The 12,437-nt window shown below is 63.2% G+C and carries 8 protein-coding genes; 3 read left to right on the top strand and 5 right to left on the bottom strand.

Annotated features, from left to right (window positions below):
- Window positions 1-42: 42 nt before the first annotated feature.
- Genes IEX85_RS19610 through IEX85_RS19600 form a run of 3 tightly spaced genes read left to right on the top strand, consistent with a single transcriptional unit; the run spans window position 43 to window position 3,048 of the window.
- Window positions 43-462, top strand: coding sequence for a hypothetical protein (locus IEX85_RS19610; protein WP_188862326.1), 420 nt, complete (start codon window positions 43-45; stop codon window positions 460-462).
- Window positions 463-474: 12 nt separating this feature from the next.
- Window positions 475-951, top strand: a complete 477-nt coding sequence (locus IEX85_RS19605) for a hypothetical protein (RefSeq protein WP_188862325.1) — start codon at window positions 475-477, stop codon at window positions 949-951.
- Window positions 952-993: 42 nt separating this feature from the next.
- A complete protein-coding gene (locus tag IEX85_RS19600) occupies window positions 994-3,048 on the top strand; it encodes a M13 family metallopeptidase (protein ID WP_188862324.1) in 2,055 nt (684 codons plus the stop codon).
- A gap of 179 nt (window positions 3,049-3,227) precedes the next feature.
- Here the strand turns inward: IEX85_RS19600 and IEX85_RS19595 are convergent, their stop codons facing one another.
- The 5 genes from IEX85_RS19595 to IEX85_RS19575 form a co-directional block, all read right to left on the bottom strand.
- A complete protein-coding gene (locus IEX85_RS19595) occupies window positions 3,228-4,445 on the bottom strand; it encodes an LssY C-terminal domain-containing protein (RefSeq protein ID WP_188862323.1) in 1,218 nt (405 codons plus the stop codon).
- Between the two features lie 149 nt (window positions 4,446-4,594).
- Entirely contained in the window at window positions 4,595-5,935 is a 1,341-nt protein-coding gene (locus IEX85_RS19590; RefSeq protein ID WP_188862322.1) for an HlyD family type I secretion periplasmic adaptor subunit, read from the bottom strand.
- On the bottom strand, window positions 5,932-8,133 hold the full coding sequence (locus IEX85_RS19585) for an ATP-binding cassette domain-containing protein (protein WP_188862321.1): 2,202 nt from the start codon (window positions 8,131-8,133) through the stop codon (window positions 5,932-5,934). Before IEX85_RS19585 ends, IEX85_RS19590 begins: the two co-directional genes overlap by 4 nt.
- Complete coding sequence (locus IEX85_RS19580) at window positions 8,126-9,721, bottom strand: ABC transporter transmembrane domain-containing protein (RefSeq protein WP_188862320.1); 1,596 nt, start codon at window positions 9,719-9,721, stop codon at window positions 8,126-8,128. The genes IEX85_RS19585 and IEX85_RS19580 overlap by 8 nt, the downstream gene beginning before the upstream one ends.
- A 75-nt stretch (window positions 9,722-9,796) precedes the next feature.
- The coding region (locus IEX85_RS19575; RefSeq protein WP_188862319.1) for a cadherin-like domain-containing protein at window positions 9,797-12,437 on the bottom strand (2,641 nt) is incomplete at its 5' end.

Raw genomic sequence — 12,437 nt, 5'->3', positions numbered from 1 at the left:
ATGGCTCCAGGAGGGGCGCTCAGAACTCAACGGAGGTCAAAGATGAGAACTTTACTCAGTACGATTCTAGCCGTGTCATTGGTGCTCGCTAGCCTGAATGCGATGCCGGTTCGGGCAGAGTCCGACGATGACGACAACATGAAAGCGGCAGGTGCCGCCGCCGCAATTACCGCCGTGATTATCGGCACGATGGCGATACAGGCGCACAAGGATCGCAAGGACAAAAAGAAACACCAGGACGATCACCGCTACGGCCACAGATACGAGCAAGGCCGACATGGAGATCGCGATCATCATTACCATGGCAGCTACCGCTATCGGCACGACGATGACCGGCATCGAAGTAATCGTCCCAAGCAGTGGCACCCGAAACGCGGCGTCACCTGCTACCGCAATTTGCGCCAGTGTTACCAGGCGGGTTCTGGTTACAGCGCACGCTGGACCCGGCGGGAATTCCATTAGGAGGGAAGAACGATGAAGTCAGTACTATTCGGGATCGGTGCGCTGCTGCTGGCCGGTTGCAGCACCGCCGCTTTGGACGACGGGGATACTCAGCAGGACGATGCCGCCTTTGCCGGGCATGAAGGCGCGGCCTGGGAGGTCGTCAACGAGACACTGTTGCGACATTTCTCCGAGGACGCCGCCTCGAAACTGGTCTACCTGGCGTATCACAGCGTGGCGGTGGACCTGTGCGAAGATGTGGAGCTCGATATGGAGAAATATCGCGATGCTATGCTGGAGTTGCAGCCGGAGAACTGGGGTGAGTTAACCGACAAAGAACACATCATCTGGAACGGCGCCTTTCTTGGTAACTATGGCATGGTGTTCGGCGTGCTGCTGGCCGAGCATGCCGATCATCGGGATGCGCTCTGCAGTGAGGTCAGCAGCCTGATTGCCGAGCCCGACAGCGGCGGCTCCTATTTTCAAGCGAGGACGGCGGACGAATCCTGACGGCCCTAAGGGCTGCGTCGAATCGATGGGGCGGAGGTAAAGATGCGAATCCGAACGATGATCGGCATCCTGGGACTGGGGGGGCTGGTGGGTTGCGGCGGCGGTGACGTCAAAACCGGCGAGTCGGTGCAGAACGAAGCGCCGCTGGGTTTCTCGGTGGAAAACATGGATCGCGACGTCGATCCGCGCGAGGACTTCTATCATTACGCCGCCGGCGGCTGGCTGGAGCGCACGCAAATACCCGCCGACCAGAGCGGGGTTGGCGGCTTCAGCCTGCTAGCCAATGAGGTCGACCGTAAACTGCTGACCATCGTGCACGAGGCGGCGCAGTCGCCGGACTCGGAAGGTCCCGGCCAGCTGGTGGGGGATTTCTACAATTCGGCGATGGACCTCGATCGGCTGGATGCGCTTGGCCTGGAGCCACTGGAGCAGGACCTGATGATGGCCGCAGACGTCTCCGCACCGGCTACGAGGGCGCGACTGGTGGCCCGGCACGAGCTGGTCTTCGGCGGCTCGTCGATGATCAACCTGGCGGTGGGTCCTGATTTGCTGCAGAACGACATCAATGCGCTCTATCTGGCTCCCGGCACCTTCGGCCTGAATCGCAATGAGTACTTTGACGACTCGGCGCAGGGGATACGTGATCTTTATCTCGGATTTCTCGCCGAGCTGTTTCGGCTGGCGGGCGACAGCGAAGTGCAGGCACGGGCCGGTGCGCGCACGGTACTGGATATCGAAACCGCGTTGGCCAACGCAACTCTGACGCCGCTGCAGGCGGCGGATCCGAGGGCGTTCTACAACAAGATAGACTTTGACGAGGTCGATGCGGCGCTGAACACAATCGACCTTGAGATCATGATGCGGTCACTGGGTCTGACGCCGCCGCAAACGCTTATTGTCAGGGAGCCCAGGGCCCTGGGGGCGCTCAACCGGATGCTGACGCAGCGCCCGGCGTCCGAGATCGCGACCTGGCAGCGGGCGACAATACTTCGCAACGGCGCGGATCTGTTGTCGACGCCCTACCGGGAAGCCAGCGAGTCATTCTCTCGTCAGCGTAAGGGGCTCGACGCCTCGCTGCCGCGGGAGCGGGAGGTCATTGGACAGCTGCGGGCGTTGCTGGCCCACCCGCTGTCGCAACTCTACGTCGAGCGCTACTTTCCAGCGTCCACTCGTGTCGAGGTCGAAGAGATGGTCGGCCATATCAAGGACGAGTTTCGCGAGCGCCTGGCAACCAATCCGTGGTTGACCGAGCGGACCCGCGGCGAGGCGCTCGCCAAGCTCGATGCGATGCAGGTAGACGTCGGCTACCCCGACGACTGGATCGACTATAGCGGCGTCAGGGTGGCGAGGGACGATTATCTCGGTAACGTTCAGCGCACGCTTGAATTTACCATCAGGCGTAATCTGGAACTGCTCGGGCAGCCGGTACGGCGCGACCATTTCGCGGTGCCCGGCAAAACCACGCCCGTTGATGTCAACGCCGCCTATCAGGGCAACTACAACGCCATCGAGGTGACCGCCGCCTTCGTGCAGCCGCCATTCTACAACCCCGACCTCGATATCGCCGTCAACTACTGCACCATCGGCGCTGCCATCGGGCACGAGATGACCCACGGTTTCGATTCCCGGGGCCGCCTGTTCGATGCCGCAGGCAATCTGCGTGACTGGTGGACACCGGCGGACGCCGCCGAGTTCGAGCGCCGCACCGGTCAGTTGATCGACCAGTTCAACGAATACGAAGTCATGCCCGGCGTGGTGCAGGACGGAGCCCTGACCATCAGCGAGAACACTGCGGACCTTGGCGGCATCACCCTGGCCTACAACGCGCTCGAGCGCGCCATGGCGAAGCAGGGGCGGCCCGCTGATATCGATGGTCTGAGTCCCGAGCAACGCTGCTTTATCGGCTGGGCGCAGCTGTGGATGTCGAAGGCGCGGCCGGAACGTGTGCGGGAGCTGGCCAAAACCGATTACCATGCGTTGAGTCCGCTGCGGGCTACGGGCCCTCTGGTCAATCTGGACGCGTTTTTCGAGGCGTTCGATATCGGTGCCGATGATCCGATGTGGAGAGCGCCCGAGAAACGCACGAGGATCTGGTGACAGACCCACTGGCGCGGGTGCTGTGGGCGAATGAGGTTGTGCTTGCTACCCGCAGGTCTTGCATCCGGCTCGGCCAAGACCGGGTTCCTGCACCGGAATTTCGGCTTCCGCGTAGCGGTTAGCCGCTGTCTTGTCTCTTGTCAGTTCCGGGAGAGCGGCGGCGTCACCGATGCGCGGTTCTAGTCGACGTAAACTTTCCTTTTCGGCGGTGAGGCCCAGTCGAAAAAGCGCACGTCTTCGATATTGTTCGGTCGCGAGTCGAACTCCAGTACCGCCCTCAGACCGTCGGTATAGTAGGGGTCGCCCGTCAGATTTTCGCCCGGTGCGCTGGGCGACCTTGCGCCGACGCCCTCGATGAAACCTATTCTGGAAAGGCCCTGGGAGAACAGCATGTCCTCGATGAAGGCCGTGCGGGTCTCGTCGATATCGGGATCGATCTTGTGCGTGGTCAGGGTCGGCGAACGGAGGGTGAAGCGCACGCCGATATCGCGGCTGATCTGGCCGATCCAGACATCCTTGCCGTTGTAACGGTAGTCGGTGATCCAGAGTCGCAAATGGTTGCGCTGGTGGATGGTGCCGCGGGCCTTCTGCAACGCGATATCCTGCTTCCTGCCCCGGAAGTAGAGCGAACTTACCGGGGAGTATCGGTAGTGTTTGCCGAACAGGAAGGAATTGATGGTCTTCCAAACGGAACCCAGGTAGCTTTCCTCGGAATAGTGCCAGCCGCGTCGGACAAAGGGCGGAAACAGCTGGGACGCATCGCCGATGATCACCAGGTTGAGCGGATCTCCGTTGACTTCTCCGTGCTGGCCGCGTGTGCAGCAGGGCAGTGATTGCAGCACCTCCTTCAGGCCGGCTTCGTCGAGGTCGACCTTGTCGGACTCCGGAACCAGCGATTCGGCGCGCGTCAATGAATGGGCCTTGAGCCCGGAAAGCTCGACGTAGAAATCGAAGAACTTGGTCTCGTGCCTGCTGATCAGGTCGACGTCCAGTTCTTTTTCGTCTTCGTCGAGATTGACGAAGATGAAGCCGGAATGGGTCGACTCGGCCGGGATGGGGTTGAAGAAGCTCGTGCTGGCGAAATACGCCTCCAGCGCATCGTTAAAGTTCTTGCGCAGCCAGCGCCGCTGGCTGTAGGCCACCTCGTGCGGCGAAAAATACTCCGGGTCCAGTGCCGACGAGATCAGCCAGTACGGGTGCGGGTCACGGTTCTCGATGCTGATCCAGACAGGCTGGATCTGGCTAAGTCCAAGATCGACGCCGAACACCCGGCGGCTTTCGGCGCGGGACAGCACCGCGGTTTCCACTCTGACGTTGCCCTGCACCTGGGACTGGACGCGTGTAAGATAACCGGTCTCGCCGGGGTTCGGCGCATAGCTGCTACAGCCCCCGAGCATTGCCGTTACCAGCATCAGCAGGCAGGGCAGGAACGCTGGTCCTACTGCAGAGCCGCTATCGCAGGAGCACGGCCTGCGGGCGAATAGGATCTGGTCTGACTTCCGGTTCGCCCGCAGACCGGGAGCCGGCATTGGCTCCGCTCCGTCCATCAACGCTCGTGGAAAGCGGTGTCGGCGGTGATGAACACCGGTTTGAGCAGGTACTGCAGCACGCTCTTGCGCCCGGTGGCGATATCGGCCTCACCGGTCATGCCTGGAATCAGGCGGTGGCGGCTGTCGCTGCCGACATACTCCTGCGCCAGCTCCAGCTGTACCTTGTAAAAGGGCGGGCTGTCCGGCTGGGATCGGAATACGGTTGGCGAGATCGATTTCACGCTGCCTTCCAGGGAGCCGAAGCGGCTGTAGTTGAAGGCATCGATCTTGATGTTGGCAGCCTGGCCAGGTTCGACGAAACCGATATCCCGCGGCGATACCATTACCTCCATCAGCAGGCCGCTGTCGCTCGGAATGATCTGGGCGACGGTGCCGCCTGGGGCAATAACCGCGCCGGCTTCCGATTGCGGGATCTCCTGAACGAAGCCATCGACCGGCGATACCACTTCACTGCGTCCCTGTCGGGTATCCAGCGCGACGATCTCGGCGTGCAGCTCGTCGAGCTTTTCGACCAGCTCGTTGCGGGCTTCCCGCGCCTGCGACCGGAATTCGCTGATGGTCGACTGCAGCTCCGCTTCGGAAGTAGCGATCGCCTTGCGGGCGTCCTCGATCTGGGCTTCCAGCTGGCTGACCTGACGTCGGGTGCTGGCCGTGTGTTCCTCGGATTCCGCCAGGCGGATCTTGGGGACCAGGCCTCGCACCGCCGCTTCCTTGGTGCGGTTGAGCACATTGACGGCGGCTGCCAGCTCGGCCTTGGCCGCCGGCAACTGAGTTTCGAGTCCCTGCAGACTGGATTTGCGTTCTTCCAACGCCCGGCGCCTTGCGTCGGTTCTGGCTTCCTGCAGCTGGATCTGGTTTTCGTACAGGGCGCGCCCTTCGGTCATCAGCACCGGATACTGGTCGAACTGGTTAAAGTCGGGCTCGCGATCCTCGGCGATCGCACCCCAGCGCTCCAGGTCCAGCTGCACTGCAGCCTGACGGGTAAGCGCCTGGGCCCGGTCACGCTGCAGGTCGGTGGCGGCGAAGCGGGCGATCGGCTGGCCTTCCCTGACAAACTCGTCCTTGCGTACCAGGATTTCGGTCAGCATGCCGCCTTCCTGGCTCTGCACCAGCTGGGCGCCGGTGATCGGCTGTACCTCGCCGCGCGCCCGTGCCAGTTCGTCGACTTCGGCGAGCGCGGCCCAGACCAGGAAAACCAGTACCAGCAGCACGATAAGCAGCAGCAGGCGCCGCAGGGGGCTGGTCATCTGACCGTTGTCCAGCAGGGTGGCGATGTCCCGGACCGGGCGGTTGTCGCCGAAGGCCAGCGAGGTGATGTCGGGGGTGGGCTTGTTCATGTCGGGGTTCCTTCAAGTACGACTTCAGGCGCCGTTGCCTGCTCTTCCTGATTCACCGGCCCGAAGTGGGCGAGGTTGCCGTGGTCCAGAATCAATGCCATATCCGCGCCCTTGATGATATCGGGGCGGTGAGTGGCGATAATCACCGTGGTTTTGCCGTGCAGCTCATCCAGCAGTGGCAGCAGTCGCGCATCGAACTTGGGACTGACGCCGCCGCTGGGATTGTCGAGCAGCAGCAAGGCAGGTTCGTTGAGCAGGGCCACGGACAGACCGATCAGCCGGCGTAATCCCAGTCCGTTCTGATCCAGGCGCCAGGGATCGAGTCGCTGTTCCAGCGCCGCTTCCACCGAATCTGCGTCGAACAGGGTCCACCACTGCGATCCGGCGACGCGCTCGATGGCTGCCGAGATCTTGTCGTCATCGGCGGCCGGATCACGAAGCAGAAAGAACTCTCTGAGGGTCACCGGCAGCAGGGGCGTTTCATCGGAAAAATAGCTGATCCAGGCGCGGTAGTCGCTGGGGTCGAACTGGCGGATATCGCGTCCGGCCAGGGTGACGTGTCCATTCTGGGCGGTACGCAGCCCGGCCAGACATTGCAGCAGTGTGGTCTTGCCGGCGCCGTTAGGCCCGATGACGGCGATCCGGGCGCCGGCCGGGGCTTCGAAGCTGATACCGTTGAGCGCCGCGTCGGTTTCGCCGGCGTAGCGGTAGAACAGCCGGTCGGCGCCGATTCTCGGCTCGAGCTGGTCGACCGGCGAGACCATGTGCGGCTGCAGGCGCTCGCCGATGGAGTTCATCAGTCGGTCGAGCTGCTGAGTGGCATCGATCAGCTGACGCAGATTGATGCTGGCCATGAAGAACTGCTGTGCCGGCGTGGTCACTCGCCAGATCAGCATCATGGTCGCGATAAGCCCGCCGGTGGTCATGACACCTTCCAGCACCAGTACCACGCCGATGCCCATGGTCGCGAGCACGGTCAGCATGCCAAGGCCATGGCCGACGCTCTGCAGGTAGGCATTGGCCAGCGACAGGTCGCGGTTGGCTTCGGCCGCCTGGGCAGAGAGATCCGCGAAGCGCCGTAACCAGTTGTCGGCGCCTTTCATGCCCTGCAGCGCGCGCAGGTTGGTGGTGATACCGACCAGTTCCTCCTGCAGCCGGTTGGTAAGCCGACCGACCCGGCGCGAGCGGGTATCGATCAGTGAATGCAGCAATTTCGCCGCGACAAAGAGCAGTATCATGCCAAAAATCGGCACCAGCACAATCCAGCCTCCGAGCAGCGCGATCACGACCAGAAACACCAGTACGAAGGGGTAGTCGATCAGTGAAGCGCCGGCACCGCCGCCGAAAAACTGGCGTATGTTCTCGAGCGTGCGCATGCGGGTCACGTTGTTGACGGTGCCCAGGCGGGTAGAGGTCTCCAGCGGCAACCCCAGGGTTTTGCGCATGACAGTGGCGCCGATACGATCGCCGGCCCAGCCGCTCATCGACGACAGCACCCGGGTGCGCCCGATACGCAAAACGGCGCTGCCCAGAATCGCGATCATCGCTGCCAGCACCAGGCTCCAGAGCGTGGTGGTGGAGCCGGACGGAATGATGTCGTTGTAGACCACCATGGTGAACAGCGAAATCGCCAGCAACAGGATATTGGATACGAGACTGATCGCGGCAATGCCGGTGAACTCGTTGCGTACCTGGGCCACAAGACCTGCCAGCCATTTCTGCTGCGGTGCGTCCGGCGGTACGAATGCCGGGTCCCGCGCGAAACGGTAGAGGCGGGTGGCGTTCCCGGGCTCCCAGTCGGGCAGCAGTTCCGTGCCGTCGAACCACCAGTAGCGACCGTCCTGCTCTCCCAGAAACAGCAGGCAGCGTTCTTTTTCCAGCGCCAGGGTCGCGAGCGGAAGATGGCGATTGGACCCGGTACCGCCGTGACGCCCAAGCCGGTCGCAGCGAAAGCCAATGCCGGTCATCAGGTCGCGCAGAGCGTCGAAGTCCAGCGCTTCGTTGGCCGGAGGAAGGCGCGACGCCAGCAATTGCGGAGCACCGAACCAGTCGAGCGAGACCATGAGCGCCGGCAGGCAGCGGGCGATAGGCGACCGCTGCAGCCGAGTCTGACCCAGTACTTCCTCGAACTGGCGCAGGCGCTCGGGCTCGCTCCAGTAAGCGTTACCGCCAGTGCTCTTCACGGCATCCTCATCCATGGGTGCTGTCTCCGGTCAGTTGCAGCGTACGGTCGCAGATAGCGGCGATCTGCGGTTTGTTGGTGACAATCAGCACGGTAGTGTGGCCGCGCAACGCTTCCAGCCGGGTGGCAAGACGCTTGAGACCATCGAGATCCAGGCCGCTGTCGGCGTGGTCAAGCAGCAGTATTCGGGGACTGCGGACCAGCGCACGGATCAGTGCGATGCGCTGTGCCACGCCCCTGTCGATACGATCGGCGGCGGACAGGGGGCCGACGTCTGTCAGCACGCCGTAACGCTGCGTCGACAGGTAGGCGTCGAGCCCCAGCTGATCGCTGAGTTCCCGGATCTGCAGGTTGTAGCGGGCGTCGAACAGCGTCATGTTGTTGAGGATCGAGCCGTAGAAAAGCGCCGGGCGTTCGGTCACCAGCGCCACCGCCGCGCGGTAGGCATCCGTCGCGAAGTCGGTGATCGAATGCCCGTCGACCCTGATCTGGCCGGGCTCGATGGACGAGAAGCCGGCGATATCCGACAGCAGCCGGGAGGGCATCAGATAATCGTCGGATACCAGCTGCACGATCTCGCCGGTGGCGATCTGTTCCTCGTTGCCGGTGTAGCTTGCGTCGAGACGGATCTCGCCGCTGGTGACCGTCGCCAGCGGTGTCTCGCGGGTACTGCCGATGGATACCGGCGGCAGTGTCATGAGCTCGTCGACGCGCCTCTGGGCATCCGACGCCTGGGCCAGGCGCGAGAGGTACGAAAGCCCGGCAAACGCCGGACCTATGGAGCGCCCCGCCAGCATCGAGCAGGCGGCGAGGGCGCCGGTGGTGAGGGTACCCGCCATGACTTCGAGCGCGCCGAAGGCGACGATCAGCACCGTAGAAATCTGGCTCAGCATGGTCGACAGCTCCCGGACCCAGGCGGTGGTCGACTGCAGTTTCGTGCTTGCCTCCATGTATCCGGCATTGATGCGGGCGTACTGATGGCCGAGCATGGACTCCATTCCCAGGGTCTTGAAATACCCGAGTCCGCTGAAGACGCTCCAGAGCAGGTTGCGGCGTTCGCCGTCGACCTGCTCCTGGGCGGCGATTTCCCGCTCCGTCGCGCGCTTGATGATCAGGTTGGCGAACAGCGCGATGGCGAACAGGGACAGGGGAATCAGCGCCAGCCAGCCGCCGATGTAGGCGATGATACCCAGATAGATGAAGACGAAGGGAATCTCGTACAGTGCCACCGAGGCGTTGCCGGTGCGAATATCCCGCAGCACCGAAATGGCCCGCATCGCATCGTTGATCCAGGCCGCGCCGCGCCGCTCCACTTCCCGAACGTCGCTGTGCAGCAGCTTGTCGGCGATCTGCAGGCGGGTGTCGGCTTCGTAGTGGGCGCCCAGGTGGGCGAACAGGGCGTTGCGGCCGTAGCGCAGGAAGCTTTCGAGCAGCAGCGCGATCGCCACGCCGATCACCAGTACGGTGGTGGTGCCGAACGCCTGCGCTGGCAGGATGCGGTCGTAGATCTGCAGCAGCGACATCGGCAATGCCAGCGCCAGCACATGAATGGCGCAGGATATCGCCAGTATATCGGGCCTCATGCTGTGGATTCTCGTTGTCATATCGGGTCCTTGATTGAATCCGGTATCCGCCGGGTCCGCTGACGCCGGCGGGTCATTCCTTCTGGGTTCTGCGAGCTACACACCCTGTTCATTATGGTGCTGATCGTCGACAGCGGGCTGAATATCCGGATCGAGCGGCACATCGACGCTATGGTCGGCCGAGGTGTCGGCGTTTTCATGCGCGGGATGTAGCTCGACATCGGGCTGCAGCAGCGGGTCCTGGGTGGCCGGGTCCGCGCCGGGGTCATGGGGCGGCGCGGCGGCCGTGTCGACACCTGCGCTGTCGAGATAATCCGAAAGCGGCGACGGGGCTGTCTCATCCGCAGGCGTAGCCGGCGCCGGGCTGGCAAACTGCAGGTAGTCGTCGAGTGGCGATCCGGAACCCTGGGTTGAGGAATCCCCGGGTACGTCAGCGCTGGGGTCGGGCCGCAGCATGACGTTCGCTTCCTCAATGTCCGATTCCTGGGCCTCGTCCGCGGACGCGATAAGCGACGGGTCCTGAACCTGGCTGGTGTCGACATGAGTGATATGTGCTTCGAAATGAACGTTGCCGAAACTATGTCCCTGGCCCTGTTTGACGTTCTCGTAGTTGCCCACGATATCGACCCGCTCGTAGTCGGTGTTACCCTGCTGGTCGGTCACCTTGACCAGGAAGCTGTCGGTAAACGAACCTGCCGAGTTTTGCGGGAAGCGGTTCTGGTCTGTCTGGTAGTTCCAGGTTCCGGTGTGCGGATCGATGGTGAAGGTTCCGTAGTGTCCGCTGGTACTCCCGGAGCTGGGGTGCTGCTGCCCGATATCCTGTGCCCCCCACTGGAGCTGGTCGCCGATATCGGGGTCGACAGCTCCGAACTGGCCATGGGCTCCGCTGCTTGTCATCATCGGCGATTTAACCGGGGTGACGATCGTTGGCTGTCCGCTCGGTGTCGTATCGATGGCCGCGGTGGCCGAGGCCTGGGCGCTATTGCCGACGGCGTCGGTGGCGGTAACCGCGATCGGGTTGCTGGCCCCGTCCGGTATCGGCGAGGTGAGCTGGCTGCCGGGCAGGGTCCAGGTGCCGTCACCGTGGTTGGTGGCGGTATAGGTGTGGCCGCCGACGCTGACCCTGATGGTCGCGCCCGGATCGTCAGTGGTGCCGGTGATGTCCGGGGTGTTGTCGTTGGTCAGCGCCACGGCATTGACGGTCAACGCCGGGGCCCCGGTATCGACGGCATAGCCGTGGTCGAGACTGGTCGAGGCGGAGTTGCCCGCGGCATCGGTGGTGCTGACCGACGCCTGTACCTGGCTGCCGGCGGCGAGATCCGAACCGGGCACGGCGATGCTGAACTTGCCGGCGGCATCGACAGCACCTGTGTAGCGGCTGCCGTTGACGGACAGGGTGACGCTGTCACCGGCGTTGAACTCGCCGCCGACGGTACCGGTAACGTCGACGCTGCCGCCGGCTTCGTAGGCGTTGATGACATTGTCCGCGGTGATGGCATCGACCGCGAGGGTCGGGACCGGGGCAGTGGTATCGATATTGATATCGAGAGTGCCGGAACTGACCGCCTGGGTCGCCGAGGGCGCGGTGGCCTCGGCGACCAGGTTGTGGGTTCCGTCTGTGAGCGCCGCGCTATCGACCCGGTAATGACCACTGGCATCGGAGGTAGTGGTCGCAACCACCCGGTTGCCGTCCAGAATGTCTACCCGGGAAAACGGAATGTCCGTGGTACCGGTGAGTGTTGGCGTCGTATCCCGGGTCAGATTGTCCGACTGAGACTGTCCGCTGTCGCTCGAGACCGCCAGGTCGATGGTCACGTTATTGACGGGCGGCGTCATAACCGCGCTGCTTGTGGCAGGCATGGAGGTGGTAATAACCGCCGGCCCGGGTACCGACGTGATAATCGTTGGCTGCCCGCCGGGTGTGACCGGAGCCGAAACCTGCGCTTGCGCGTGGAAGCTTACGTAGAGGGTGTCGACGCCCCCCTGATGGTCGGTTACCTGGACTTCGAACACGTCGGTGCCGCTGTAGTTACCGGTTGCCTTGTCCAGTGCCATGCCGGCCACGGATGGATTCTGGGTGTAGCTGTAGGCGCCGGTGTCCGGGTCGACCGTCAGATTGCCGAACAGGCCCGTGCCTGCGGTTGTGCTGAAGGTATGGGTATCGCCGGTATCGATATCCCTCTGCTGCAGGGTACCCGTGGCATGGCTTGTCTGCGTCAGGCTCAGGACCGGCGCGTCGTTGGTTCCGGTGAGGTGTATCACCAGGTCCTGTGTATCCCGGGCACCGGCACTGTCGGTCACGGTGATCGGGATGCTGAGGGTCTGCTGCTGCCCCTCGTGCAGGTGCTGGTAGTCGGCATGGCCCGGGTCGAACGACCAGGAGCCGTTGGCATCGAGGGTCAGGCCGCTGACCGGACGGGCAAGGCTGTAGCTCAGGTGATCGCCGACGTCGGGGTCGGAGGCGTGTAATTGGCCTGTGACCGTGGTGCCGTCCTCGTCGACGAAAACCTTGACAATTGGCTTCAGCAGCGGGGCATCGTTGGTGTTGTTGACCACCAGGTCGAAGGTGGTGGACACGGATGCGCCGTGGGAGTCCGTCGCGGTGACGGTGACCGGCGTGGTGCCGACATCACCGTTGGTGGGGGTACCGGTGAAGGTGCCGGTGCTGGCATCAAAGTGCAGCCAGCCGGGCAGGGTGCCGGTACTCAGGGTCAGGGTGTCGCCGGTATCGATATCG

The sequence above is a fragment of the Marinobacterium nitratireducens genome (genome assembly GCF_014645375.1).
In the GTDB taxonomy this organism is placed as follows: domain Bacteria; phylum Pseudomonadota; class Gammaproteobacteria; order Pseudomonadales; family Balneatricaceae; genus Marinobacterium_A; species Marinobacterium_A nitratireducens.
Note: the sequence above shows the minus strand (reverse complement) of the source record. Positions and strands in the feature narration are given on the sequence as shown.